The sequence below is a fragment of the Streptomyces lunaelactis genome (genome assembly GCF_003054555.1).
Classification (GTDB): domain Bacteria; phylum Actinomycetota; class Actinomycetes; order Streptomycetales; family Streptomycetaceae; genus Streptomyces; species Streptomyces lunaelactis.
Genome location: NZ_CP026304.1, coordinates 1,078,683 through 1,104,513 on the forward strand (window position 1 = coordinate 1,078,683; position 25,831 = coordinate 1,104,513).

Here is a 25,831-nt window from a genome sequence, read left to right on the forward strand (position 1 = left end):
GGAGACGAAGAACATGGTGGAGTACACAGGCACTTTCAAGGCCGCCGTGGTCCAGGCGGAGCCGGTATGGCTGGATGCCGATGCCACGATCGACAAGAGCATCGCCCTGATCGAGGAGGCCTCCCGGGCGGGAGCGCAGCTGATCGCATTCGGGGAGACCTTCATCCCCGGCTACCCCTGGTGGCTGTGGCTGGACTCGCCCGCCGCGGGCTTTGGGTTCTTCGGCCGCTACCACGAGAACTCCCTCACCCTGGACGGCCCACGCTTCCGGCTCCTGCTGGATGCGGCCCGTACGCACGGCATCTCCGTGATGGCCGGGTACAGCGAGCGCAGCGGCGGCAGCCTCTACATGGGCCAGGCACTGATCTCCGCCGACGGTGAACTGGTTTACTCCCGGCGCAAGCTCAAGCCCACCCACGTAGAGCGCACCGTCTTCGGCGAGGGCAACGGCTCCGACCTTTCCGTCCACGACACCCCGCTGGGCCGGGTCGGCGGCCTGTGCTGCTGGGAACACCTGCAGCCGCTGTCCAAGTACGCCATGTTCAGCCAGCACGAGCAGATCCACGTGGCTGCGTGGCCCAGCTTCTCGGTCTACAGGGGAGCCGCCTACGCACTCGGCCCGGAGGTCAACACGGCCGCCTCCCAGATATACGCCGTCGAAGGGCAGGTCTTCGTGCTGGCCCCCGGCTCGCTGATCGGGGACGCCGCCTTCGATCTGTTCTGCGACACCCCGGTCAAGCAGCAGCTGCTGCAACGCGGCGGCGGCTTCGCCCAGATCTACGGCCCGGACGGCAGTCCCCTGGCCGAACCGCTGCCCGAGGACGCCGAAGGCATCCTGTACGCCGACATCGACCTTGCGGCCATCACCATCGCCAAGGCCGCCGCCGACCCCGTCGGGCACTACTCCCGCCCCGACGTCACCCGCCTACTGCTCAACCAGACCCAGCAGCGCCCGGTGGAACACACCACCCCCAGCACAGAGAGCTGCGACGAGCCGACGCTGTCGGAAACGGAGACGGCCCAGGCCTGATGTGAGCCACCGTCAACCGCCGGCTCCGGGAAACGGTGCGGGGACCTGCCCCGCACCGTCTCGGGCACCAACCGGTAGGAGTACCCGCCACACCACAACCGGCGTGTTGGATCACGGCCAGGGAACCGCCTGGTGGCCACGGCCCGGGAGCGCACCCGGTTCGGTCGTAGCGGCATGCACGACGTGAGCGTCCTGCGCGGCGACGAGGTGATCGTGGAGTTCCACGGTCGCAGCCGCAGCATCAGGGAAACACAATCCAAGGAGTCGCATTGACCGTCGAACGGAAGACCTCAGAGGCCGCCGCGGCCCGCCGTGGGGAAACCCTGCCCGCGGAGCTGCTGGACGACGCCGAGCAGATGTCGCGCGAGGAGCTCGGAGCCCTCCAGCTCCGCCGCTTGCGCACGACACTGCGGCACGCGTACGACAACGTCGAGCTGTACCGCATGAAGTTCGAAGAGGCCGGGGTGTCGCCCGAGGACTGTCGCTCGTTGGAGGATCTGGCCCGGTTCCCCTTCACCACCAAGGCCGATCTGCGCGACACGTACCCCTTCGGTATGTTCGCTGTGCCCATGGCCGACGTCCGCCGCGTCCATGCCTCCAGCGGCACCACCGGCCGGCCCGACCTTGGGCCGGCGTCAGGGCAGGTCGCGCAGCGGGGCGTTGCCGCGCTCGAACAAGGCCTTGGCGCCGTAGCGGAAGGCGATGTTGCGGACGGCGGGCGGCATGGACCTGGTCCTGTCGCGCCGGTGGGTCTGCTGCTGCACCCACCGGGTGCGGGGGAGCCTGCGCTGGACGTACTGCTGGAGGAGGTGTTCGGTGTCTCCCCCGGTGGCCAGCACCTCGGCGAGGACCTGGGCGTCCTCGACGGCCATGGCAACGCCCTGGGCCATGTTGGGCGAGCTGGCGTGGGCGGCGTCCCCCACCAGCACGACGCGTCCGTGCGCCCATGTCTCGCCGCTGGCCTCCTCCACCGGTGAGAAGTACGCCTCATGGGCGGCGGGTGTGGCCAGCAGGTCCCGTACGCGCTGGTCGTAGCCGGAGAAGAGCCCGGGGAGACCGGCGCGAGTGGTCGGGTCCTTGGGTGCGGCGGCCGTCACGTCGGCGTAGCAGCACACCCGGCCCCCGCCGACGGGGTAGGCCAGGAAGGCCGTTCTCGGGCCCAGCCACACGGTCCACCGGTCGATGTCGGGAGCGTCGGTCAGGAAGCGCCAGCAGACCTGCCCGAGGTAGCGGGCACCGGTCGCCGGATCGACCAACTCGCGCAGGTCCGACCGTATGCCGTCCGCTCCCACGACCACGTCGTAACGGCCGCTCCTGCCGTCACTGAACTCCACGTCCACACCGTCGTCGGACTGCTTGAGCGAGACCAGGGTGATCCCGTGGCGGACAGGCACCGGCACGATGTCGTGCAGGGCCGCATGGAGGTTGGCGCGCGTGATGCCGACGCAACCGGCGGTACCTCTCCACAGTTCAGCCATGGCGATGTCGGCCAGCACCCTGCCCCGGTGGTCCATCAGCCGCTGCCCCGGCACGGGCGCTCCCGCCCCGCTGAGGTGGTCCCCCAGCCCCAGTGCGGTCAGCGCGCGGACACTGTTCCCGGGCAGGAAGAGCCCGGCTCCCGTGGCACGGCGCTCGGGAGAACGCTCGATGACGTCGACGGACATTCCCTCGCGGTGCAGAGCGGTGGCGGTCGCGAGGCCGGCGATACCGGCTCCGACCACAAGGACGTCAAGGGGGGTGGGCATTCGGATCTCCGTAATGTGGTGGCCTTGGGTGGTACGTCGTGCACTACGGCCCCGTCAGCGGCCAGGTTCACGGCCACGGGCCGCCATACGCTCCCCTGCCCTCCGGGCCTGGCCGCGGTGACCGCACCGCGGGAGAGGATGCCCTCGACAGGTGACTGGCCTGCTCAAACTCCGCACTTGGTTCGGTCAGTTGACGTCACAGGGTCCCGGAGCGCAATGCGAAGGCGACCGCGTGGGCGCGGTTACGCAGTCCCAGGCGGTTGATCATGCCGCTGATGATGTTCTTGATGGTGCGCTCGGAATAGCTCAGCTTCTGGGCGATCTCCGTCGTGTCCAAGCCGTCCGCCAGCAGGCGCAGCACCTCCACTTCGCGGACTTCAAGTCCGGACGGCATCAGCCCCATCGGCCCCAGCACGTCGCTGTGGACCGTGCCGATGTGATCGATCAGCCAGCCCTGGACCGAGGCGGGCAGCACGCCGCGTCCGTCGGCGACGCCTCGGATGGCCTTGGCGATTCGGTCGAACCCGGCATCCTGACGCCATATCACGCTGCGCAGGCCGAACTGCACCGCCCGCACCACCTGGCCCTCGCGCACACTTCCGGTGACCAGCACGATTCCCATGCCGGGCTTGACCGAGCGGGCGGACACCGCTTCCATGAGCAGCATCGTCTCGTCGGTGACGTCCACGGTCAGCATCACAACCACGTCCGCCCGCTCGTGCTCCTGCAGCGGCAGCACTGTCAGTTCCCGCTGCCTGCTCAGGCAGGAGGCCGCTCCCTCCCTCGTGACCGGGTCACTGGCAAGGATCGCGATCGAGATCACCCTCAAACACCCTTCCTGGGACGCATCACCGTGACGGCCGGGGCCGCGCCCCGTCGCGGAACCTTCCTGAAGGGTGAGGTCGAAGGCACGGAAGTCGCCACCGTCCTCAAGGCCCTCTTCGACCGGTTCCAGGACACCGCCCTGACCACCACCGAGGAACCCGTTCCGCCACGATCGCCGCCAGCGAACAGATCACCCGCCTCACGCCCGCCGGAATCCGCGTCGCCGAACACCTCGCCCTGGCACCACGTCGAGGGCGCGGCCCAGCTGAAGATCAGCGTCACCGCCTTCAGCGGTCGTCCGGAGTTCACCCCGCGTGGAGTCCCTGGGACGTCAAGCCTTGGCGCAGTGCCCGCAACGCATGGCTGGTGCGGGACTTCACCGTGCCGATCGGGAGTTTCAATGCGGCAGCGGTGTCCTCAACACTGCGATCGAGGTAGTACCGGTGAACAAGTACCTCGCGGTGGGGCGGGGTCAGGTCCGCCATCGCCCTCTTCAGCACGTGCGAGGTGAGCATGCGCTCGCCTGCATCGGGCACCACGTCCACGTCCACTTCCGATGCGCACAGCTCGACCGGACGGACGCGAGAGGCCCGGAGACGGTCGATGGCCAGCCGCCGCACCACGGTGAAGAGCCAGGGACGCGCGAGTCCTTGGGTGGAGATGAGCCGATCCGCGTGGCGCCAGGCCCGTAACAGCGCCTCCTGGACAAGGTCTTCAGCGCTGTGGACGTCACCCAGGGTGAGTGTCTTGGCGAAGCGCAGCAGGTCGGCTTCCTCCGTACTGATCGCCAACATGAAGTCCTGGCCTCTGTCCGGGACCACGTTCCTGGAGCCTGCGACGTGGTGCGCAACGCTGCCGGACAACGAGGCGACTGCGGGCAATTTCTCGTCTTCCTTCAGAGTGATCGAAGACGTGACGTACATGGTGGTTCGACCGAGCCTTTCAGGCCACGCCGATTGCTCGCGCGGCGGCGGGTCGGCGTATGGATGACAGCTGGGAACGTCCCCTGATGTACCGCCGCGTCGGAACGCCCGAGAACGTCTCGCATGCTTCTGGCCCTCGATGGACGCACCGTTGCTTTCTGATACTCAGTCAGTTCAGACGGAGGTCGACGACCTTCAGACCTCAAGCCCGGTGACCCACAGCCCCGGCCCGGCGGCGCGGGCCCGGGCGGTCACTTTCACGCCGCTCCGCCACCAGTGCGGCAAGGGCGGCGACGAGCGCATCCACCCAGGACGACGGCCGGCAGCAGGGGCACGGTCATAAAGTCACCTCGGCCCGGGAGAAGGGGTTCGGTCGGCGCCGGATCGGCATCGGCGCCCTGATCGCGTCCAGGGAGACGGACGTGAAGGGGTCTGGACACCGGCGGAGCCGGCGGCAGCACCCCGGCCGACCGCGGGGGCCGTAGTGGACCACCAGGCGGACCACGCACCGCTGACATGGCGTCTCGCCTATCGATCGCGATCCTCGCCAGTGACCCGGTCACCGTGGAGGGAGCCGCCTCCTGCCTGAGCCGGGTTCGACAGAATCGCCAAGGCCATCCGAGGCGTCGCCGACGGACGCGGCGTGCTGCCCGCCTCGGTCCAGGGCTGGCTGATCAACCACATCGGCACGGTCCACGGCGACGTGCCGGAGCCGATGGGGCTGACGCTGGGCGAGCAGTTCCCCGAAACTGGGTGCCGACGACGTCTCGGGCACAGGCCCCAATGATCAACGTGCCGAGCCTGAGATCAACTCAGGACGCTGCGGCCAACGACCACCGAACCGCTCACCCTTGATCATGCTGGGGTGGGTCGTCCTACCGATCCGCGGGGCGGGATCGGGCCGCAGCGCCCGGAAGTTGTTTCAGCGGGCCTTTGTCGATTCGGGCTCAGTAGGCGTAGAGAGTGAACTTTTCCCAGCCGTTGTTGGCGGGTCGGTTTGCGATCAGGGGCGCGGTGCCGTTGTTGGAAGTCACGTACATGTTGTTCGCCCCGGCAACCAGACCGACGGTACCGTTGGAATTCTTGATCATGCGGAATGTCTCCCAGCCCTTGGCGACAGTCCGGTTGGCGATCAGCGGCTCCGTGCCGGCGCTCTCCGCCGTGACGAACAGGCCGTTGACTTGCGCACGCAGCTGAACCTGGTCCCCACTGAGATAGATCACGTCGAACGCCTCCCATGGCCCGACCTGCGCGCGGTTGGCGATGAGGGGCTGCGTGCCGGCGCCCTCCGCCGTGACGAACAGGCCGTTGTTCGCCTTGAAGCTTACGGTGGTGGGGCGTTCCGTCAGTCCGAGCAGGCTCGTCAGGGACTGGTTGGGGACGAAGTTCGACTGCAGCGTGCTGTTGCTGACGGAAGCCGACTGGAATCCGCTCGGTGCTGAGGCGATGGAGCCCGAGCAGTTGGAGCCCTTCACATGGCCCACGTGGGTGGAGTTGTCGGTGTTGCCGGTCACCGTCCAGTCTCGGACGCCGTTGGCGACGAACCCGTAGCCCATGTGCGCGCCCTCGAGCTTGTTACCCGTCACGGTGGCGCCGTAGTTGACGACGGTGGAACCACATCCCCAGGGCAGCGGGCCCATGGGCACTGCGATCTTGATCAGGGAACCCGCGGCGTTGATCGTGTTGCCCGACACCACGGTGTCCGTGTAGTTGCCTCCGGCCGGGCCGTAGTCGACCATGTTGATACCGCCGAGCATCACCTGGGTTGCGGCGATGATCGTGTTGTTCCGGACAGTCGAGCCGGGAGCACCGAAGATCACGATGCCGCCGTCGGTGGCATCCCGGATGGTGTTGTTCTCAACCAGAGTGTTGCCGCAGTCCAGGGAGATGCCGTCCGCCCATGTGTCCGGCGCGTCCGTGCCGGCGTCGGTGAGCAGATTGCCGGACAAGGTGGCCTGCTGGCACCCGGGTACGCCGCCGGTCGAGTCGCCGCCGAACAGGTGGAGGTCCGACCAGCCGCGGGTGTGGTGGGCGTAGACGTTGCGCACGGCCTGGCCGGTGCTGTTGCCACCCATCTCGATCAGCGCGTCAGAGTTGGGAATCCGTCCGTACTGCGGGCGGGAGCCGTCCACTTCGACGTTCTGCAGAACCGCGCCGGACTGGTCGTGCCCGAAAACGGCCATCGCCAGGGTGGGGCTGGCGACCCGCAGGATGGCGCGGGTCCCGTCGGTGGGCAGCCCCTGGGTCTCGATTCGCTGCTGAGCGGCAGTGAAATAGATGGTCTTGCTGAGGTTGAAGACAGCTCCCGGGCAGAGTTCCGCCACGTCTCCAGGGCCTACCAGTGCAGCGGTGATGTCGGCGTCTGTCCCAGAGGATATGCAACCGGCCGCGGAGGCCGGAGAGGTGGTCGGGCCGAACCACGTCAGACCCGTGACGGCCATGCCCAGAACGGTTCCGATCACCAGAGCCGAACGCCGCCGAGTGCGGGGCGTACCAGCAGAGCCCAGGCGTCCGTCGCGCCTCCCTCTGACTGCGGCTCCGACTCCGGCGGCTCGGCCTCGAGCGGCCTCGCGTGATTGGCGGGACAGTGGTCGTAGCTTCATCTTTTTCCTTCGACATGAGCTGGATTCAATCCACGTGAAAAGTTGCGGTACGTCAAAATCCCCTTGGCGACGCACCGCCAACTTCCCGCGGCCGCATGCTAGGGCCGTAATTCGGAGAAGGACGCGTCCGCGCCCGCGCCGCCGTACGCGAGGGAAGTAATCCAGGTCCTGCCGGGCAGAATCCGGCGCGGCCGGGCCGCCTGCCGCGCCGGGATTCCTACGGTCGTTGCTGCACAGCGGCTTTCAGGACCTCGGGTCACCGTGGACGGCACTCGCACCCCGGAGAACCGGAGGTATGTCGCCGTGCCGGCCGGGGGGACACCACGCGCGGTGCTCCCCCGGCACTGAACCCTCCCGCCGTCGTCGGCGGTGACCACCACCCGTCACGGACGACGAGCACCGCGCGCGGGACCCGCGGCGCTGCGGCTCGGCCGTCCGCCCATGCCGGACCGGTGGCGCCGCAGTGAGAAGTGGGGATGAGGGTTCGGGCTGCCGCCGAACGAAGAGTGGAGCAGAGGCACATGGAACGCACAACGAGGCCGGCAGTCAGGGGCGAGGAACCCGCCGTGGACCTGTTCGGCAACGTCATTGGGCCGCGGGAGCCGTCGGTCGCGCGCACCGCCGGGCACGACGAGGGCGAAGCGCTCGGGGAGCGCCGTCTGCCATGGCAGACGCGCCGAGACCGCGGTCGCGAACGCACCAACCGGGCGGAAGCAGCCCGGCACCAGCCCGCAGAACAGATCTCCCGACAACGCGATGCGGACGGGGAGCACGGCGTCGTCCCGGCACAGGAGCCTGTCGGCGAACGCCCAGGAGGTGGACCAGAGCGGCTGGCCAGGCTGCTGCACAGGATCCGCGCCTCGCGGAGCCACACACCGGCGGAACCGGGAGCGGGCCTGCACGGCGGACCAGACGAACGGGATCCGGAGCGGAACGCCCGGATCTCCCGGCCCGTGGTCACTGCCTGCGCACTGGTGGCCTTCGCGCTGGCCGCTGTGTCGTTCCTGGCATTTTCCGGCAAGAGCGGGACACAGGCTCGCCCTTCCGTGCACCCTACCGGGGCATCGGTCGGCGATTTCGCCGCCGAGGTGATGCCGGGCGGGTCAGCGTCCGCCACGGGCGACCCCACGCCCGTTAGCTCCGGGGCGAAGAGCCCGGCGCGGGGGCCCGCCGTGGCGAGCGGCACCGCCTCCGACCCGAGCGCCGGAGCGCCAGGCCCGGCCGCCTCCCGCGCGACCGGGGTGGTGGCAGGAGCGACGGCCGATGCGACAGCCGAGCAGGGTACGTCCGCCACCGAGTCGAAGGCCGCAGCCGGCCGCATGATCGTCGGCTACGCGTCGTCACGGTGCATCGAGGTGGCCGCGCACGACGGAACGGACGGCTCCCCGTTGCGGCTCTGGGACTGCGGTGGCGACGCCTGGCAGAAGTGGGTGTTCCGGTCGGACGGCAGCGTGCGTTCCATGGGCCTGTGCATGGACATTGCGAACGCCTCGACCGCGAACGGCACCATGATTCAGCTGGCCCGTTGCAACGGCGGTTGGGCACAGCGGTTCACCGTGAACAGCACGCACAACCTGGTCAACACCCAGATCGGGAAGTGTGTCGATGTCACTGACTCGGCCACTGGCAGTGGAGCTCGACTGCAGCTGTGGGACTGTGCAAGCACGTCCAACCAGAGGTGGACCCTGCGCTGAGATGTTCTGGATCTTCATCGAGTCGATGGGCGAGCTCAGCTCCGCCTCCGTGGCCATCGGCATCGGCGGTCTCGCCGCCGGTCTGATCCCGATGGTCTGGTACTGGAAGCAGGGAAGCGACTACTACCGGCCGGCGAAGCTGGACGCGACCCGCGCCGTCACGACGGACTACGTGCCCGACGGCCACCCCGCCTCGGTCACCGAGCGGTCCCATACAGCTGCTCGACCAGGCCAAGAAGACCTACCCGACCATCTCCAAGACCTGCGTCGACACCGGATTCAAGAACGCCGTCATCGAGCACGGCACCACTCTCGGAATCGACGTAGTCGTCAACAGAACCCCGAAGCCCCCAGGTTTCAGGTTGTCAAAAGGCGTTGGGGAGTGGAACGAAGTCTCGGTTGGCGCGATTACGAGGCCCTTCCCGCCAGCTCCGAAGCCATCATCCACGTCGCCTCGATCGACAACCTCGCCAAGCGCATATAACGGACGAGACCACCCCCTCCTGGCGAGGCACCTACTAGCGCATAAGGGTAATCGACCTAAATCAAATGCCCTCTGAGATTGACACACGCGCTCCCGGCTTCACCAGGCCCCGAACATCGACACGTCAAGGCCCAGGTCATATGCTGCCCCAAGATTCCAAGTTGACCCGAAGGGATTCGAAACGCAGGCCCGGCACGGAAGTCCACGCGTGATACGCGCGGTGCACAGGTGCCGACTCGAAGGCAGGCGGGGAAGGGCGTTAGTTTGGTGCGGTTCGCGGTACTGGGACCGGTCAGCGCGTGGCGTGGCACGGAAGAGATCGAGCTCGGCCCGCCGCAGCAGCGGGCGATGCTTGCCGCGTTGCTGCTGGCAGAGGGCGCCCAGGTGTCCGTCGGCGCACTGGTCGACGCCGTATGGGGGAGCACCGTACCCGCCTCCGCGGTGTCCACGCTGCGCACCTACGTCCACCGGCTGCGGCAGTTGCTGGAGCCGGGTGTCGACAAGGCGTCGTCCGTGATTCAGTCCGTCGGCGACGGCTACCGTGTGCACACGACGCCGGACGAACTGGACCTGGGAGCCTTCCGGCGCTTTCTCGCGCAGGCTGAGCAAGCCCGCAGAGCCGGGAACGTCAAGGGCACGGCGGGGCACCTCCGTGACGCGCTCGCGCTCTGGCGGGGACCGGCGCTGGCCGGCCTCCGGGGCGAGTACGCCGAGAACCAGCGACAGCGGCTCAGTGAGTTGCGGCTGTCCGCGCTGGCGGCGCGTCTGACGGCCGAACTGGAGCTGGGTGCCCACGCGGAGATCACCGGGGAGCTGACAGATCAGGTCACCGATCACCCCCTGGACGAGCGGTTCCGGAATATGCTGATGCTCGCCCTGTACCGGTCCGGCAGGCAGGCAGCGGCTCTCGACACCTACCGGGAGGCGCAGGCACTGCTCGCGGACGAACTCGGCGTCGATCCGGGCCCGGAACTCCAGGCCACGTACGAGCGGGTGCTGCGAGCCGACCCGGGACTTTTGGGCCCTGCCGCCCCGGCCGAGCCCGCTGCCGTGTCCCTCCTCCCTCCTGAGGGTAAACTTGCCGTCCCGGCACAACTGCCCGCGGACCTGGCCGTGTTTGTCGGCCGGGAGACCCAACTGGCTGAGGCGACCCGCCTGGTCCCGGGCGGTACGGTAGTGATCAGCGCCATCGCGGGCATGGCCGGCGTCGGGAAGACGGCCTTCGCGGTCCACTGGGCGCGGCAGATCGCCCACCTCTTTCCCGACGGTCAGATCTGTCTCGATCTGCGCGGCTTCGATCCCGACGGAGTCCCGGTCCCGCCGGACCGTGCGCTGCGCACGGTCCTCGAGGCGCTCGGTGTCCCGCCGCAGAGCCTTCCGCAGGACCCGTCCGCGCTGGCGGCCCACTATCGCACCCTGATCGCTGACCGGCAGATCCTGCTGTTGCTGGACAACGCCCGCGACGCCGAACAGGTACGACCGCTGCTACCCGGGGCACCCGGCTCACTGGTTATCGTCACCAGCCGGAACCGGCTGGCCGGGCTGATCGCCAAGGACGGTGCGTTGCCTCTCCACCTCGACGTGCTCTCCCCGGCCGAGGCCCGTGACCTGCTCGCCCGCCGCTTGGGGCACCGGCGCGTCGCGGCGGAGCCGGAGGCGGTGGACGAGATCATCGAGCTGTGCGCCCGGCTGCCGCTGGCACTGGCGGTCACAGCAGCCCGTGCCGCCGTCCAGCCCGCCTTTCCCCTCGCGGCCGTGGTCGACGAACTGTGCGACAGCCGGGGCAGACTGGACGCCTTCAGCGACTTGGACACCGCCGTCGACGTACGGGCCGTTTTCTCCTGGTCGTACCACGCGCTGACCCCGGACGCCGCCCGGCTGTTCCGCCTGCTTGCCGTGCATCCCGGGCCCGACATCTCCCTCCGCGCCGCCGCAAGCCTGGCCGGGCTCACCGTCCAGCAAGTCCGGCGGCTGCTCGCCGAGCTGACTCAGGCACACCTGGTGGACGAGCGCACCCCGGGCCGCTTCGCCTCCCACGACCTGCTGCGCGCGTACGCCGGCGAGCTGGCCGGGACCGTCGACGATCCGGAGGAACTGCGGGCGACCCGTCACCGGATATACGACCACTATCTGTACAGTGCGGTCGCGGCGGGGAACCCCACCCTCTTCATCAGGCACCGGATCGCACTCACCCCACTGTCCCCGGAAGTGTGTCCCGAGGAGTTCACCGGCTCCAAAGAGCGGGCCTCGGCCTGGTTCGCCGCCGAACAACCGGTACTGCTCGCGGTCGTACATCAGGCCGAAGCCGCCAGGTTCGACCAACACACCTGGCAACTTGCGTGGGCCATCGAGCTCTACCTCGGCAGGCACGGCCAATGGCGCGAACTTGAGAGCGCCCTCCTCATGGCAATGGCAGCGGCCCGACGGCTCGCCGACCCAACCGCCGAGGCCCACGTCCTGCGCGGTCTCGCGCAGGCCGAAAGATATGCCGGGGAGACCAAGTATTCGCGGACGCGCCTCGAGCGGGCCATTGAGCTGTTCGGCAGAGCCGGGGAGAAGACCGCCGTCGCCGAGACCCACCGTCAGCTCAGCGCCGTACTGGAGCAACAAGGTGATCTCGAAGCAGCCCTGCACCACTCCAAGCTGTGCCTGCACCTACTCCCCAGCACCCCAGACAATGACAGGCTGCGAAACGCGGCGCTTCTCGGGGTCGGCTGGTGCAACGCTTTGCTGGGCCGCTACGAGGAGGCAATCCACCACTGCCAGACCGCACTGGCCTTCGCCCAAGAACAAGGTGACGACTACGGCGCGCTCCACATTTTCCACACCATCGGCTACGCCCAGCACCACCTAGGTCAGTACGCCGAGGCTGCCGACTGCTTCGAGCACGCCCTGGAACTCATCGGAAGGGAGGGCGGCATTCCCTGGGCAGAAGCCACGACCCTCAAGCACCTGGGCGACACCTGGCTGAGTCTCGCCCGCCCGGACGCGGCGCGCACCGCGTGGACCAACGGTCTTCACATCCTGGAAAAGCTCAGGCATCCCGACGCCGACCTCCTCCGCGCGAGGTTGCGTGAGCTCGACAAGCCGAGCGGTCCCGCCAGAAGCCATGCTCACGACGTATAGCCAGGGACTGTCAAACGATTGGCTGGGACTGCAAATCGTTCGGTGTAACTCCCGATCATGGAAGATGCATCGATGAATAGTGACAACGTGAACGAGCCGGAGACAGCCGAGTCGGTTGCGTCGGCGTCGGCCAAGCCCGTGGACGACCAGCTGATCGACGAGCTGGTGGGCCGGGCGCCCAGTGGTGGGACGAGTTGCACGTACGCGATCCGTACAACCTCGAAGGCCACCTCCAGGTGCTGCACTACTACACCTCCCGCTGGCACGGCAGCCACGGCTCAATGTACGACTTCGCCCACCACGCGGCTGGAGTGGCACTTCCAGGTTCCCCGCTGCCGGTCCTGATGCAGTACGCCCGCGTCGAGGAGTACCGCTGCATTCTGGACAGGGGCAAGGGGCAGCAGTCCGCCCTCTTCGGCATCGGTCAGCACTGGGACCACGACGGTGCCGTTCGCGACGTACGCCGCACCTGGGAACGCTGGATAGCCGCCCGCGTGGACGGCCCTGTCGTTCCCGCAGAGGTGCAGGCCCTCAACTCACTGGCTCACGCCGCCTGTCACGCGGGACACCTTGACCTCGCCTCCGTACTGTTCCGGATGCTCGGCAACCGCGCGACACGAACACCCTGGTCGTGCACGGGAGACCCCGAGAAGCAGTTCATCAAGTGGCGCAAGGAGTCGTTGCGGGGCGAGTGAGGTGCCGTCGGCGTCGGCGCGTTACGCGCCACTTCAGTGGCCGCGTCGCTCCTTCACTCCTGCCCGCGGGTGGACCTGCGCCCGATCGCGGAGCGGTGTGTGGGACGCGCTCCGTCGGCGAGGGGGCGCAGCAGCGGGGCCAAGCGGAAGTCGACCACCTCTCCGCCGCACGGAGTAGCCCGCCGCCCCACCACCCGCGGTGCCGGCCGATCTGCGCCTGTCCACCCGACCGGTGGACCAGACCCTGGCGGCCGTGCCGAAGGACTCGGCGGCCAGGGAACACCGACGTCGGCAGGTCGTCGCCGGTGCCTACCCGGCGCGGCACGAACCACCCGTGGTAACCATCGCGGCGATGGGCGCGGTGATCACCGAGGCACTCTCAGCCGCCGACCGCCTGGACGCAATGGGGCTCGGTGCCGACGTGGTCTGCGTGACCAGTCCCGGGCTCGTCTTCCGTGCTCTTCAGGCGCGGCAGGGGCGACAGAAGGGATCCGACTGGATCCTCAAGCAAGCTTTCCCCGCCCGACGGGCGCGACCACTTGTCACCGTCCTGGACGGGCATCCGCACACGCTGGCCTTTCTGGCGTCGGTCAACAATGTGCGCAGCACCTCCCTGGGGGGCACCTCCTTCGGGCAATCCGGCACCATCGAGGACCTGCACCGCTTCCCCGGGCTCGACACGGACAGCGTCGTCGGCGCCGCTCTCGATTTGATCGACTGATCCCCGGTGGCCCCTCGCCGGCAAGCCTGGGGTAATAGGCCGCGCGCCGAGGCGACCGTTCCAGTGAACGAGCTTCTCGCCCGCAGCACGCGGGCCACCCGCTCCATCGGGCTGGTCCGGACACTGGATGACGGGTGCAACGAGGCCGACTTGCTCCCTCATCTCGGCGAGACGCACCCCACGGCCGAGCGTCCGGCCGCCGCCGTGGGCCGTGGCCGTGAGCCGTGAGCCGTGGAGAACATGCCCCCACAACTGCCGGGGGCCGCCCCGGTTATGCCGGGGCGGCCCTGGTGGGTTCGGAGCCGGCAGGTCAGACCTGGCCGGCCTTCTCCAGTGCGGTGCAGCAGGTGTCGACGATCAGGCGGGTCACGACGTACGGGTCGACGTTGGCGTTCGGGCGGCGGTCCTCGATGTAGCCCTTGCCGTCCTTCTCGACCTGCCACGGGATACGCACCGACGCGCCGCGGTCCGATACGCCGTAGCTGTACTCGTTCCACGGGGCGGTCTCGTGCAGGCCGGTCAGCCGGTCGTCGATGCCCGCGCCGTAGTTCTTGACGTGGTCCAGCGGCTTGGAGCCCTCACCGAGCGACTCGCACGCCGTGATGATCGCGTCGTAGCCCTCGCGCATCGCCTTCGTCGAGAAGTTGGTGTGCGCGCCCGCGCCGTTCCAGTCGCCCTTCACAGGCTTCGGGTCCAGCGTCGCGGAGACACCGAACTCCTCGGCGGTGCGGTAGAGCAGCCAGCGGGCGATCCACAGCTGGTCCGAGACCTCCAGCGGGGACAGCGGGCCGACCTGGAACTCCCACTGACCCGGCATGACCTCGGCGTTGATGCCCGAGATGCCCAGGCCCGCCATGAGGCAGTTCTCCAGGTGCGCCTCCACGACGTCACGGCCGAAGATCTCGTCTGCGCCGACACCGCAGTAGTAGCCGCCCTGCGCGGCCGGGAAGCCGCCGACCGGGAAGCCCAGCGGGCGGTCGCCCTCGAAGAAGGTGTACTCCTGCTCGATGCCGAAGATCGGCTCCTGGGCCGCGAACTTCTCGGCGACCTCGGCGAGCGCGGCACGCGTGTTGGACTCGTGCGGGGTCATGTCCGTGTTCAGGACTTCGCACATCACCAGGACGTTGTCGCCGCCGCGGATCGGGTCCGGGCAGGAGAAGACCGGCTTGAGAACGCGGTCGGATGCGTGACCCTCGGCCTGGTTGGTGCTGGATCCGTCGAAGCCCCAGATCGGCAGCTCTGCGGCGCTATCGTTGATGATCTTTGTCTTGGAGCGGAGCTTAGCGGTCGGCGATGTGCCGTCGGTCCAGATGTACTCAGCGCGGTAACTCATGGCTCTTTTCTTTCCTTGATTTCCGGGGCAGGAAGGCCCTGTCCCGGTGTGGGTGGGTGATAGCCGGCTGGGATCCGCCGGGCCTTTGGGCCCGGCGGATTCCGGCAGCGCGGCGGATTGGTGGGTCTGTGGGTGCGGATTCGTGCGGGAATCCGGCAGCGTCAGGCGGTCTGCTTCCTGGCCCGGGGAGTTGCCGAGGCGGGATCGGCCGCCCGCCTCAAGGCCTCGATGACCGTGGTGTGGCGGCCGTTCTCCGCGTCGGTGAGCGGGGTCCCGCCCCACCGGTCAGTGGCAGCCAGGTCGGCGCCCTGCTCCAACAGATAGGTGACGGCGTCGAGATGCCCCTCGGAAGCTGCCAGGTGGAGGGCTGTGCGCCCGTCGTAATCACTGGCGGAGGGCGCGACTCCCGATGCCAGACAGGCACGTACTCCGTCGGCGTCGCCCTTGCTCGCCGACCACAGGAGCTGGATCGTTCCCTCGATCGCCGCCTGGTTCTTCTGCAGCCGCGGGTCGCGCTTGCCCTGCCGGTCGTCTCCTACGAGGGAGTCGTAGACGTGGAAGTTGTACTTGGCGACCAGTTGCTTGCAGAACTCGATGCCGCGCACGGAGTTGCCCAGTGCGTCGAGGCGGGGCGACCAGATGGCGATCCCCATGACCTGCGGGACGACGAGCATGAGGGCCCCGGACACGCCGCTCTTGGCCGGCAGGCCGATGGTGAAGGCGAACTCACCGGAGTAGTCGTACATGCCGCAGGACGACATGAGGGACAGGCACTTCTGTACGGTGCCGGTCGAGAAGACCCGGTCGCCGGACAGGGGCACGACGCCGCCGTTGGCGAGAGTGGAGGCCACGGAAGCCAGCGCACCGGCGTCGAGTTCGACGGAACAGCACTGGAAGTAGAACTCCAGGGTCTCGATCAGGTTCGTGCCGGCCGGGAAGGCACCGTGCTCGCGCATGAAGTAGCCGAGGGCGAAGTTACGGTCCGCCGTCTGCCGCTCGGAGAGGTAGACGGCGTTGTTGAATCCGACGGGGCTGCCGCCCGACAGCCGCCGCCAGGTGTCCGCGACGTAGTCGAAGCGGTCGGCCATGTCGAGGGAGGCCTCGATGAGCGAACAGCTCATGATGGCACCGGAGTTGATCATCGGATTGTGCGGGAGCCCGTTCCCGTTGACCGACAGTTCGTTGAATCCGAGTCCGCTCGGCTCCCGTCCCACGTGCCGGTGGACCACCTCGGCGCCGTGTCCCTCCAGCGTGAGGCAGTAGTTGATCGGCTTGCACACCGACTGCACGCAGAAGCTCTGACCGAAGTCGCCGATCGTGAACCGCTGGCCGTCCACCGTGCAGATCGCGATGGCGAACTGGTCGGGCGCCACCCGTTTCAGCTGGGGGATGTAGTCGGCCACCTGGCCGCGCCTGTCGGGCAGCAGACTCTCGTAGATCTCGGTGATGTCGGCCATGAAGGAGGGAAAGTCCGGGATGACGAGTTCGCCGGTGATGGCACGGGCCAGCAGTCGTCGGTTGCGCTGGCACAGCTTGGTGAACCGTGCGAGGTCCAGCCGTTGGCCGTCGCCGTCCGACTCCTCCGGCGAAGCCCAGATGTCCCTCATGCGCGGGTCTTCGGGAGTGATGCCCGCCTTTCGGAGCCGCTCCATGATCTCGACGCGCGAAATGCACCCCTTGGCATCCTTCTTGAAGGAGTCGAACAGCTCCCGCACTGCGCCGAGGTCCTCGTCCGTGCCCTTCCCCGCCCGCCGCACGGTGTCGGTATCAGGGGTGCTGCCGGCGCTCCTCACTTTGACGTCGCTCCCCGTTCTTCTCGACCGTGGCGGACCTGCCCGTGCAGGACCACGGGTTGCTTCACGCCCGTGGCCGGTGCGGCATCATTCGCCCAATCGCCTGTGTTCTGCGTCGTGTTGTTCTGCCTGACGGTGCCGCGTTTTAACTCCAGCTCGATCGCCCCGGACGAGGACGCGGCGGCCGGGGCCCTCCCGCCTGTGGCAGCATCACTACCAGCGTCGCTGCCGCAGGCAGACAGCAGAACAGTGCCCGCAGCGGTAAGCGTGACCGCACGTGGTTGGAACATGGGGAGCCCCCGGTGGAAGAGAGACGGTTGCCGCGCGGCCTCGAAGCCGGCGCCGACAACCCCTGCTACGGGGCGCATCGACTGCAGGATTCACCTGCGGCGGCCTGATACACAACCGTGACAACTTCTCTACGCTCCCCCACCGGCAATCCCTGGACCGTGTCGTCCCCGGCATCGCCGCGGACAAGCTCCAGGGAATGTTCGCCGCGGCCGGCTGGCAGGTCATCACCCTCAAATACGGGCATCTGCTGGGCGTTCGGTTGAGCGGCTGTACGGCCCTGGGTTCGCCGCCGACCCCATGGCGTCGTATGCCCGACTGCGCGCCCGCCGCTCTGTCGCGACCGTGGAGATATCACCCGGTGTACGCGCCTGGCTGGTCACCGGCTACGAGACCGCTCTGGAGGTGCTGCGCAGTCCGGAGCGCTTCTCCAAGGACCCGCGCCGCTGGCGGGCTCTCGCCGACGGGACGGTGCCGGCGGACAGCCCGGTCGTGCCGATGATGATGCCCGAACGCCCTGTGGGCCGACGGGGAGGAGCACAGCCGACTGCGCGGCGCCATCACCGACAGCCTCGGCCGCGTGGACCCCGACGCGCTCAGGGGGTACGTGGAGCACAGCGCCGACACCCTCATCGACCGGATCGGGCCCAGGGGACGGGCGGATCTGCTCAACGAGTACGGTGCCGTCCTGCCGTTGCTGGTCTTCAACCGCTCACTGAGCGCGAACGGCTCCGTCAAAATCTGGGAGGAAGCCGACTGCAAGAGCAGGTCCGCCACGGTCCAGGGCAACGTGAACAACCTCGCCGACATTCGGTTCACCACGATCAAGTCGATCCGCTTCGCAGGCTGACCACTGTCTCCGGGGCGGGCGGGCAAATCCCCCTTGCACCGCCCGCCCCGGGCTCCACACGAGCTGAAGGAGGCGTGTGCTCCGGCACCGCGGTGGAGAACCCGGGATGCCCGGCACATTGAGGCCGGCGCGGACGCCGGCCTCTCCGGCGAAGGAGGCAGCCCATCACCACCGTCCCTGAACAGTCCGAGCGATTCGAGCAGGTCGCCTCCGACTCGTTCGCCCCGCTGCGCATCCGCCCCCACAAGAGGACCGACGCCACCAGACCGGCCGGCACTCTGCGGAGTGCTGCGGTGTCAGGAAGCGGCGAGGATGAGGTCGGAGGCCTTCTCGCCGACCATGATCGAAGGGGCGTTGGTGTTGCCGGAGGGCACCGACGGCATGATCGAGGCGTCCGCGACGCGCAGCCCTTCGACGCCGTGCACCCGCAGCTCGGGGTCGACGACGGCGAGCGAGTCCTGTCCCATCCGGCAGGTGCCGACCTGGTGGTGGTATGTGCCGACGGCCCGGCGAACGTAGGCGCGCAGGTCGTCGCGAGTACGTGCCTCGGGCCCCGGCGCCACCTCGGCCTTGCGCCAGGCGTCGAAAGCGGCCTGTCCGCCGATCTCGCGGCAGAGCTCCACGGCGTCGACCAGCGCTTCGAGGTCGTACCGCTCGGAGAGTACGTTCGGATCGAGCAGTGGCGCCTTCCGCGGATCGGCCGACGCAAGCCGCAGTGTGCCGCGCGAGAGCGGTCGTACGATGCCGGGGGCGATGGTGTAGCCGTGCTCCGGCACCGGATAGGACTCCGCCGGGTAGACCAGGTGCAGGAAGAGCGGCTGCAGATCGGGGCCCGGGCGGCGGGCGTCGGTGGAGGCGAACAACTGGCTCTCCAGCAGGTTGGCCTTGCCGGGCGGCAGCGGCCGGGAGGCCTCGTACACGTTGCTGACCAGCAGGTGGTCGTGCAGGTTCTCGCCAACGCCGGGCAGGTCCACGGTCACCTCGACGCCGACCTCGCGCAGGTGCTGCGCGGGGCCGATGCCGGAGAGCAGCAGCGTCTGCGCCGAGCCGATGACGCCGCCGCTGAGCACGACCTCGGCGGAGGCGTACGCCCGGTGCACGGCGCCGTCGGCTGCGTACTCGACGCCGACGGCCCGGCCGCCCTCCATCAGCACCCGGTGCACATGGGCTCCCGTCGTGACGGTCAGCGCCGGGTTGCCGAGCACCGGGGCGACGAAGCTCTGCCAGGCGCTCATCCGTCGGCCGTCGCGGATCGTGGCGTGGTTGAAGCCGACGCCGGTCATCCGCTCGCCGTTGAAGTCTTCGATGTGCTCGTGTCCGAGCGCAAGGGCGGCCTCCACGAACGCGGCGGCGGTGGGATGCGGCTCGGTGATCCGGCTGACCGGCAGCGGTCCGCCCTTGCCGTGCCAGGCGCTCTCGCCGTCAACGTGGTCTTCGGACCGTTTGAACAGCGGCAGAACGCTGTCCCAGTCCCAGCCGGGACAGCCCGCGTAGGCCCAGGCGTCGTAGTCGCTGCGGTGACCGCGGACGTAGATCATGCCGTTCAGAGAACTGGAGCCGCCCAAGACCTTGCCACGAGGCCAGTACAACGACCGGTTGTTCGCATGCCGCTGAGGCACTGTCATGAGCGCCCAGTCCAAGGGAGACTGGAGAAGCAGCGGCCAGCCCTGCGGGTTGTGCACGCGCTCGTCGTCGTCCGCCGATCCGGCCTCCACCACATGGACCGAGTGCCCGGCGTCCAGCAGCCTCCGAGCGATCACACTGCCCGCCGATCCGGCGCCCACCACGAGGTAGTCGTGCTCGAAACCTGTTCGCTGTGACATCGCCTTACGCTCCTCACTCCGTTGTTGCTTTGGCGGAAAGCTATGTTGGCGCGGTCAACACGGCCCTCCGCCGGGCGCACGGGCAGTCGCCATTGAGCGCACAGCGAGGGACGAGACCTATGACATGCACGTCCTGGGCGTCATCGACTATGCGGACGCTCCGTGGACCGCTGGACCCCTTCATCACTCCGCGCCCAGTGGTGCGTTGATCAGCACCGTTGGGATACCGCACAGCTCGAACGCGCCGACAGCCGGCGACGCGCCCGTGAGGATGTGCACGGAGCTGCACCAAGGGGCTGGTCAGAGCGGCCGTCCCCAATACGGCACCTGCGGCACTCGGATGTGCTGCCGCACCCGTACGGGGTATGCGGCGCATCCACTGACGCCCCTACCTCATCGATGGATGCCCCGCCGGAACCGGCCTCTCACTTGCCCGACAATCCAACGGAAGGGGCAGTGGCAGGTCGGCTTCGACACGTGCTGCTACTTCGAGGCCACCCGGACCACTGATTTGCCTGCCCCCGGGGCTGTCTGTTCGGCGACCATGCGGGGCACTTCGTCAAAGCCGTACACCCTGCCCACTGGCGTCGTGATCGCTCCATGCTTCGCGAGGCTCACCAGATGGTCCCACACGGCAGCCTCCGTTTCCGGGTCATCATTCGGGCTCGCGAGCACGCCAACCGCCGTATAGTTCCGCAGCAACATGTCCATCGAGTCGAGCGACAGGGCCGATCCGCTCGCGAGACCGATCACGGCGATACGCCCGTTGCGCGCAATGCTCTTCACGGCTGTGGCCGCCGTGTCGCCACCGATCGGATCGTAGATCAGGTCGACGCCACATCCCTCCGTGATCTCGGTGATCCGGGCCGTCAAGTCGTCCGTGCGGTAGTTCACGACGTGATCCGCTCCATACCGCGCGCAGAACTCCAGCTTCTCCTGGCTTCCCGCGACCGCGATCACTGTCGTTCCCAACGCCTTGCCAAGCTGCAAGGCAGCGACGCCGCTGCTGCCCGCAGCGCCCAAAATGAGCAAAGTCTGTCCGGCCTCGACCGGGGCCCGCTCGACGAGGCCCGCGTACGCCGTGCGGAAACCGATCGGAAAGCCGCCGGCCTGCTCGTCCGTCATGCCCGCCGGGATGCGGATGGCCGACCCTTCGCGCACGTAAGCGTACTCGGCGTACCCGCCCCACCCCTCCAGGAATCCGGTTATGCCCGCCACCTGGTCGCCGATCGCGAACCGCGAGCCCGGCGGTACGGCGACGACCTCCCCTGCAGCTTCCTCTCCGAGGCCGAAGGGAGGTTCACCCAGCAGCGGAAAATGACCTGCGGTCATCATCGCATCGGGGAACCCCGCACCCGCCGTCCGTACGCGGATCAGCACCTGCCCGGGCGACGGCTCGCCCCAGGTCAACTCATGGAGCTCGACCGCATCCTTCGGCTCGCCGAACTTGACAACACGCCACGCATGACCGGAAAACATTTCGTCCCTTTCGTACTGATTTTGTAACGCTCTTAACCACGAGATGCTGACGAGGTTCACTGAATGGGCGGTGGCGCGACCGCCGCGTGAGGTGACGCCAGGGGGCCGTTTTCACTCCGACAGCCCTTGCCGGTCCGAGCCCGCCCGACGGTGTTGGGTGCCGTCAGGCTCATCAGCGATCCGGTAGTCACGCCGGGTCGGCCCGACCCGGCGTGACTGGGTAAATGACCGCGCCACTGCAGTCGGTACGCTCGGAAGTTGCTTTCACAAGCTGGGAACTCGCAAGCCACCCAACCGAAGTGGGTACCTGGGCCGCAAGCGGCTGATGCACCCCGAGATCACGATTGTCTGGGCCGACTCCGGCTAAGCCGGACAGCTCGTGTGGGCGAGGAAGTCCTGAACCTCACCCTCAAGACCGTCAGCCGACCGAAGGACGCAAGAGCGGTCAGCAGAGAACTGCAAACTGACACTCACTCACCCGAGGTGCCAGGAACCGGCCCGGTCCCCGCCGCACCGGTGTCGACTGCGGAGGCAGCCTGAGCCACACGCGCCGGAAACCGAGCCCCCAGAGCCGGCGCAGCCTACTCGACCGCAGCCCAGAAGCCTTCGAGAGCGGACACGGTCTTCCCGGTGTCGTCATACATCCACCAGTGGCTGAGTCCGTCAAGGACCTCAGGGCGGGCACCGAGCCGACCGGCTACCTGCCGGGAAAGACTTTCATCATCAACCTGGTCACCGGTCGGCAGCAGAACCATCCCAGGGGCAGACGTCGGCGCCTGCGCCAGTGCACCCCAGTCAGCGGAGACGTTGGGCGCGGCCGAACGGTAGAGGCCGAGGATGCACTGACTCATGACGTCGTCGTGGGCGGCGACCATTTCGGCAGCGGCCTTCGTGGGAACACCACCACGGGCCATCAGAGTCCCCGCCTCCTTAGGGCTGGACTGCCGCCGCCGCAGCGTCTCCTCACCCTCATCAGGATTGATCAGCGTCGCCGCCCACGGGTGCCACGCGTAGTCCGGATGAAACACGCTGCCCACGTCACAGATCCAGCTCCTCAGCCGTACCTCGCCGACGGTGGCCAGCCGCAGGGTGAGCAACGCACCCCAATCGTGGCCGATCAGGTCAATGGGGCCCTGGATTTTCTTCAGTTCGTCCGTCAGCCACGAGGCGTACTGATCCTTGGTGGGAGTGAAGCCCGCAGGCAGACCGGTACCGAAGCCAGGCAGCGGAAGCGCCACCGAAGGGGCTCCCAGCTCGTCCCGTAAGCCATCCCAGACAACGGCGGTCTCCGGGACCCCGTGAACGAACACGCGCATGACCTTCTGCCTTCCGATGGTCCGTGCTTTGGTCGTGGACGGCGCTGCGGCCGTTCGCACGCTGCCTGCCACGCTATGTGTGGACGGCCGGGCAAACCATGATCAAGCGTCCGGAGAACCTGCGCATTCGTCCGAGGCGGCCGGAGGACGCAAGGAAACCGAGGGCCAACCGCCCGGTCTCGCGATCTCTGCTGCGGGCGGGGCGTTGCGGTAGTGCGCCGGCGAGAGGCCGCAGCCCAGATGTGCAGCAGTTCTTCCAGCAGGCCCAGGCGATGCAGCGCGAATTTGTTCAACGCGCAGCAGGAGCTGACCCGCCGACCCGCCCGACAGCGAGGGCCTCGCCGAACTGGTGCTACGCGGCCCTTCGCGAAGCCACCCAGTCGGCCCAGGAGTTGGCCCAGCAGAACTGCTGCCGACCATCGGCAATGCACGGGGCATGGCACGGCCCTTGGTGCTGGGGAGAAGCTGGAGTCCGCGCTGGAGGGCGAGGGTTGGGCGACTCGAACGGTGGAACTGCCCAGTGCTGTGAGGTCGGACGCCCCGACCGCAGAACTGCTCGAAGGGCGTCTACCCGCCTTTGGAGAAAAGTGATACGCAGCTCTACGCCGATGTGTCCGAGGAGGAGACCGTGCGAGCGGTCCGGCAGCTCGTGCCGCAAAGTGTGAGATCGATGAGCGACCGGGTGACAAAGGCGGGGTGGCGAACCATCCCCTCCACCTACATCATCTGCGAGCAGGACCAGGCTCTGCCGCCGGAGGAACAGGAGCAGCTCGCTGCCCGGGCGAATGGCGTCCACCGCCTGCAGAGCAGCCACTCGCCGTTCCTCCCTCCGCCCACTCGCGCATCCCGCCGCTCACGTCCACGGCATCGACGCCGCCCGCTGTCAGCAGTGCGGCGGCCTGCCGGGACCGGTTGCCCGAGCGGCAGATGACGATCAGTCGTTGCCCTCGGTCCCCGGGAGGCAGTGGCGCGCCATCGGATAGTTCGGTGAGGGAACGGTGTACGGCTCCGGGCGCGTGCCCGCGCTCCATTCGTCGAGTTCCCGGACGTCCAGCAGGACGGACGTGTCGACGCGGCGGGCAGCTTCGTCCTCACGGCCGTGGCCGATGCGTTCGGCCGCTTCCTCTACGGTGATCCGGTCTGTGCCGGAACCGGATGTCTTCATGGGCGGTCCAAGTATCTTGTGCAGTGGTGGGTTGATCCGGCCTGGGTGGGTTCAGGCGGTACGGAGGGTGAGTCCGGCCGTGTCGGCGGCGGCGAAGGAGTCGTCCACCGCGACTATTCCAAGCGCACCATCAAGAACATCACCAGCGGCATGATGAACCGGCTCGGACTGCGCAACCGCGCCCACGCGGTCCGCCTTCGCACTGCGCTCCGGGACCCGGCGAGGACGCGCCCGCGCCTGCGCCACCGTACGCGAGGGAAGGATTCCAGGTCCTGTCGGGCAGGGTCCGGCACGGCCGGGCCACCTGACGCACCGTGACTCCTAGGGTCGTGGCTGCGCAGCGGCTCAGGACCTTGGGTCACCGTGGACCGCACCAGCACCCCTGCGAACCGGAGGCATGTCGCCGCGTCGGCCGGGTACACCACGCGCGGCGTGCCCCGGCACCGGGGAGGGCTTGGGCTGCGTCCGAACGAAGAGTGGAGCAGACGCACATGGAACGCACACCAGCCCCGGCAGTCAGGGGCGGGGAACCCGACGCGGACACGTGCGGCAACGCCGCAGAGCCGCAGGAACCGTCGACCACGCGAACTGGCGGGCGCGACGAGAGCGAAGCGCTCTGGGAGAGGCCTCTGCCCTGGCAGGCGGGCCCCGACCGCGGTTCCGAACCCGCCGCCCGGGCGGAGTCGGCCCCGGATGCCGCGGGAGACCAGTCCGCCGGACAGGTCTCCCGGCAGCGCGACGCGGGCGCGGAGCACGGCACCGTCCCGGCGCAGCAGCTTGCCGGGGGGCGCCTGGAGGGCGGAGAAGGACGGCTGGCCAGGCTGCTGGCCCGGGGCGGCTCGCAGAGCTACGGCAGACCCGCGGAACCGGGGGGTGCCCCGGCGCCGGACGTCGTGCCTGACGCAGGTGAGCCGGAGCGGGACGCCCGGATCTCCGGGGCCGTGGTCGCCGTCTGCGTACTGGTGGTCTTCGGGCTGACCGTCGGGGCGTTTCTGGCTTTCCCCGGCGAGAGCGGGGAACAGGTTCGCGCCGTGAACCCGGCCACGCCATCGGCCGACGACATGGCCACCGAGGAGGGGATGTCGGGCGGGTCGCCGTCCGCCACGAGCCGCCCTACGCCCGGCAGGTCCGGGGCGACGAGCCGGGGGCAGGGGCCCGCCGTGGCGAGCGGCACGGCTTCCGCCCCGACCCCCGGAGGGAAAGACGCTGCCGCCTCCGACTCGCCGGAGGCCGTGACGGGAGCGACAGCCAAACCGGGGACGGCCAAACCGGGTAAGGCCGCCACCACGCCGTCCACCGCGGTCGGCCGCATGATCGTCGGCTACGGGTCGTCGCGGTGCGTCGAGGTGACCGCGCACGACGACACGGACGGCTCCCCGTTGCGGCTCTGGGACTGCGACGGCGACGCCTGGCAGAAGTGGGCGTTCCGGTCGGACGGCAGCGTCCGTTCGATGGGCCTGTGCATGGACATCGCGAACGCCTCGACCGCGAACGGCGCCACGATCCAGCTGGCCCGCTGCAACGGCGGATGGGCCCAGCGGTTCACCGTCGACAGCACACACGGTCTGGTCAACGCCCAGGCCGGGAAGTGTGTCGACGTCACTGACTCGGCCACCGGCAATGGAGCACGACTGCAGCTGTGGGACTGCGCGGGTACCTCCAACCAGAAGTGGTACCTGCGCTGAGGCGACATCAGGCCGGAGCGTCATAAGACCGTGTCCCATGCGGTGAGTCGGACGAGTCGCTTGCAGCAGCACAGAGCGGACGCGGTCCTGCTGCTCACCGTCGCGGTCGCGGTCGCACCGGACATGCGATTGGTTGCCGGGGTCGCATGGTCCGCCCGCTGTGGGGACCGACCGGCGCGGCCCAGCGGCTGAAGGAGGGCGAGGCGTCCGCCCCGCGGAGGACGGCATCGTCCCGACCGACGGCGCCCTGGTT

Annotated in this window: 18 protein-coding genes and 7 pseudogenes; 14 read left to right on the forward strand and 11 right to left on the reverse strand. The window is 68.5% G+C overall.

The genetic code is table 11. The features are described 5' to 3' along the window. Positions 1-13 precede the first annotated feature (13 nt). The 3 genes and pseudogenes from SLUN_RS04665 to SLUN_RS40910 all read left to right on the forward strand — a co-directional run. Complete coding sequence (locus SLUN_RS04665; RefSeq protein ID WP_108147282.1) at positions 14-1,030, forward strand: carbon-nitrogen hydrolase family protein; 1,017 nt, start codon at positions 14-16, stop codon at positions 1,028-1,030. A gap of 120 nt (positions 1,031-1,150) precedes the next feature. Then, positions 1,151-1,303, forward strand: a pseudogene (locus tag SLUN_RS04670) (phenylacetic acid degradation protein PaaD); the annotation flags it as partial. Positions 1,304-1,386: 83 nt separating this feature from the next. Continuing rightward, positions 1,387-1,650: pseudogene (locus SLUN_RS40910) on the forward strand (phenylacetate--CoA ligase family protein); the annotation flags it as partial. Between the two features lie 15 nt (positions 1,651-1,665). Here the strand turns inward: SLUN_RS40910 and SLUN_RS04680 are convergent. The 3 genes from SLUN_RS04680 to SLUN_RS04695 all read right to left on the reverse strand — a co-directional run bounded on the left by SLUN_RS04680 (position 1,666) and on the right by SLUN_RS04695 (position 4,421). Next, the gene (locus SLUN_RS04680; RefSeq protein ID WP_108147283.1) at positions 1,666-2,775 is read right to left on the reverse strand and encodes an FAD-dependent oxidoreductase; all 1,110 of its coding nucleotides are present in this window, start codon (positions 2,773-2,775) and stop codon (positions 1,666-1,668) included. 196 nt (positions 2,776-2,971) lie between these two features. Then, the gene (locus SLUN_RS04685; protein WP_108147284.1) at positions 2,972-3,598 is read right to left on the reverse strand and encodes a helix-turn-helix transcriptional regulator; all 627 of its coding nucleotides are present in this window, start codon (positions 3,596-3,598) and stop codon (positions 2,972-2,974) included. Between the two features lie 307 nt (positions 3,599-3,905). Beyond that, the gene (locus SLUN_RS04695; RefSeq protein ID WP_159100182.1) at positions 3,906-4,421 is read right to left on the reverse strand and encodes a sigma-70 family RNA polymerase sigma factor; all 516 of its coding nucleotides are present in this window, start codon (positions 4,419-4,421) and stop codon (positions 3,906-3,908) included. A gap of 745 nt (positions 4,422-5,166) precedes the next feature. Here SLUN_RS04695 and SLUN_RS39305 point away from each other — a divergent pair. Then, positions 5,167-5,310, forward strand: a complete 144-nt coding sequence (locus SLUN_RS39305; protein WP_159100183.1) for a hypothetical protein — start codon at positions 5,167-5,169, stop codon at positions 5,308-5,310. 160 nt (positions 5,311-5,470) lie between these two features. On the opposite strand, the gene SLUN_RS04700 is transcribed toward SLUN_RS39305, so the two are convergent. After that, positions 5,471-6,847, reverse strand: coding sequence for a right-handed parallel beta-helix repeat-containing protein (locus SLUN_RS04700; protein ID WP_159100184.1), 1,377 nt, complete (start codon positions 6,845-6,847; stop codon positions 5,471-5,473). Between the two features lie 800 nt (positions 6,848-7,647). On the opposite strand from SLUN_RS04700, the gene SLUN_RS40915 reads away from it, so the two are divergent. The 7 genes and pseudogenes from SLUN_RS40915 (at position 7,648) to SLUN_RS39310 (ending at position 14,074) form a co-directional block, all read left to right on the forward strand. Then, entirely contained in the window at positions 7,648-8,820 is a 1,173-nt protein-coding gene (locus SLUN_RS40915) for a ricin-type beta-trefoil lectin domain protein (RefSeq protein WP_254709859.1), read from the forward strand. A 1-nt stretch (position 8,821) separates the two neighbouring features. Further along, positions 8,822-9,004, forward strand: a pseudogene (locus SLUN_RS04710) (APC family permease); the annotation flags it as partial. Positions 9,005-9,032: 28 nt separating this feature from the next. Then, positions 9,033-9,342: pseudogene (locus tag SLUN_RS04715) on the forward strand (IS5/IS1182 family transposase); the annotation flags it as partial. Positions 9,343-9,571: 229 nt separating this feature from the next. Beyond that, positions 9,572-12,430 (forward strand): AfsR/SARP family transcriptional regulator, encoded by a 2,859-nt coding sequence (locus SLUN_RS04720; RefSeq protein WP_257153666.1) that lies wholly within the window; start codon positions 9,572-9,574, stop codon positions 12,428-12,430. A gap of 176 nt (positions 12,431-12,606) precedes the next feature. Further along, a pseudogene (locus SLUN_RS04725) lies at positions 12,607-13,125 on the forward strand (hypothetical protein); the annotation flags it as partial. A gap of 232 nt (positions 13,126-13,357) precedes the next feature. Then, a complete protein-coding gene (locus SLUN_RS04730; RefSeq protein ID WP_175313184.1) occupies positions 13,358-13,846 on the forward strand; it encodes a transketolase-like TK C-terminal-containing protein in 489 nt (162 codons plus the stop codon). Between the two features lie 63 nt (positions 13,847-13,909). Then, entirely contained in the window at positions 13,910-14,074 is a 165-nt protein-coding gene (locus tag SLUN_RS39310) for a hypothetical protein (protein WP_159100185.1), read from the forward strand. An 82-nt stretch (positions 14,075-14,156) separates the two neighbouring features. On the opposite strand, the gene glnII is transcribed toward SLUN_RS39310, so the two are convergent. Further along, positions 14,157-15,179, reverse strand: coding sequence for a glutamine synthetase (gene glnII / locus SLUN_RS04735; protein ID WP_108147288.1), 1,023 nt, complete (start codon positions 15,177-15,179; stop codon positions 14,157-14,159). Positions 15,180-15,340: 161 nt separating this feature from the next. Further along, the gene (glsA, locus tag SLUN_RS04740) at positions 15,341-16,972 is read right to left on the reverse strand and encodes a glutaminase A (RefSeq protein WP_257153667.1); all 1,632 of its coding nucleotides are present in this window, start codon (positions 16,970-16,972) and stop codon (positions 15,341-15,343) included. A 588-nt stretch (positions 16,973-17,560) separates the two neighbouring features. Here glsA and SLUN_RS04745 point away from each other — a divergent pair. Further along, positions 17,561-17,972: pseudogene (locus SLUN_RS04745) on the forward strand (cytochrome P450); the annotation flags it as partial. A gap of 434 nt (positions 17,973-18,406) precedes the next feature. Here SLUN_RS04745 and SLUN_RS04750 read toward each other — a convergent pair. From SLUN_RS04750 to SLUN_RS04760, 3 genes are all read right to left on the reverse strand, one after another. Next, positions 18,407-19,933 (reverse strand): GMC family oxidoreductase, encoded by a 1,527-nt coding sequence (locus SLUN_RS04750; protein WP_108147289.1) that lies wholly within the window; start codon positions 19,931-19,933, stop codon positions 18,407-18,409. A 483-nt stretch (positions 19,934-20,416) separates the two neighbouring features. After that, positions 20,417-21,472 (reverse strand): NADPH:quinone oxidoreductase family protein, encoded by a 1,056-nt coding sequence (locus SLUN_RS04755; protein ID WP_159100186.1) that lies wholly within the window; start codon positions 21,470-21,472, stop codon positions 20,417-20,419. A 521-nt stretch (positions 21,473-21,993) separates the two neighbouring features. Beyond that, entirely contained in the window at positions 21,994-22,728 is a 735-nt protein-coding gene (locus SLUN_RS04760; RefSeq protein ID WP_108147291.1) for an alpha/beta fold hydrolase, read from the reverse strand. 649 nt (positions 22,729-23,377) lie between these two features. Here SLUN_RS04760 and SLUN_RS42300 point away from each other — a divergent pair. Next, positions 23,378-23,497 (forward strand): annotated as a pseudogene (locus tag SLUN_RS42300) (alpha/beta hydrolase); the annotation flags it as partial. Here SLUN_RS42300 and SLUN_RS04765 read toward each other — a convergent pair. Both SLUN_RS04765 and SLUN_RS42030 read right to left on the reverse strand, forming a co-directional pair. Further along, entirely contained in the window at positions 23,451-23,759 is a 309-nt protein-coding gene (locus SLUN_RS04765) for a rhodanese-like domain-containing protein (protein WP_306610677.1), read from the reverse strand. The pseudogene SLUN_RS42300 and the gene SLUN_RS04765 overlap by 47 nt on opposite strands. Further along, the gene (locus SLUN_RS42030; protein ID WP_306610767.1) at positions 23,663-23,893 is read right to left on the reverse strand and encodes a hypothetical protein; all 231 of its coding nucleotides are present in this window, start codon (positions 23,891-23,893) and stop codon (positions 23,663-23,665) included. Before SLUN_RS42030 ends, SLUN_RS04765 begins: the two co-directional genes overlap by 97 nt. A gap of 491 nt (positions 23,894-24,384) precedes the next feature. Between SLUN_RS42030 and SLUN_RS04775 the strand changes: the two genes are divergently transcribed. Next, positions 24,385-25,578, forward strand: coding sequence for an RICIN domain-containing protein (locus SLUN_RS04775; protein WP_108147292.1), 1,194 nt, complete (start codon positions 24,385-24,387; stop codon positions 25,576-25,578). Positions 25,579-25,831 lie beyond the last annotated feature (253 nt).

Coding starts and splice junctions, on each gene's coding strand:
- SLUN_RS04665 (WP_108147282.1), top strand. CDS start 14: ATGGTGGAGTACACAGGCACTTTCAAGGCCGCCGTGGTCCAGGCGGAG.
- SLUN_RS04680 (WP_108147283.1), bottom strand. CDS start 2,775: ATGCCCACCCCCCTTGACGTCCTTGTGGTCGGAGCCGGTATCGCCGGC.
- SLUN_RS40915 (WP_254709859.1), top strand. CDS start 7,648: ATGGAACGCACAACGAGGCCGGCAGTCAGGGGCGAGGAACCCGCCGTG.
- glnII (WP_108147288.1), bottom strand. CDS start 15,179: ATGAGTTACCGCGCTGAGTACATCTGGACCGACGGCACATCGCCGACC.
- SLUN_RS04750 (WP_108147289.1), bottom strand. CDS start 19,933: ATGTCACAGCGAACAGGTTTCGAGCACGACTACCTCGTGGTGGGCGCC.
- SLUN_RS04760 (WP_108147291.1), bottom strand. CDS start 22,728: ATGCGCGTGTTCGTTCACGGGGTCCCGGAGACCGCCGTTGTCTGGGAT.
- SLUN_RS04765 (WP_306610677.1), bottom strand. CDS start 23,759: ATGGAGCGCGGGCACGCGCCCGGAGCCGTACACCGTTCCCTCACCGAA.
- SLUN_RS42030 (WP_306610767.1), bottom strand. CDS start 23,893: ATGAAGACATCCGGTTCCGGCACAGACCGGATCACCGTAGAGGAAGCG.
- SLUN_RS04775 (WP_108147292.1), top strand. CDS start 24,385: ATGGAACGCACACCAGCCCCGGCAGTCAGGGGCGGGGAACCCGACGCG.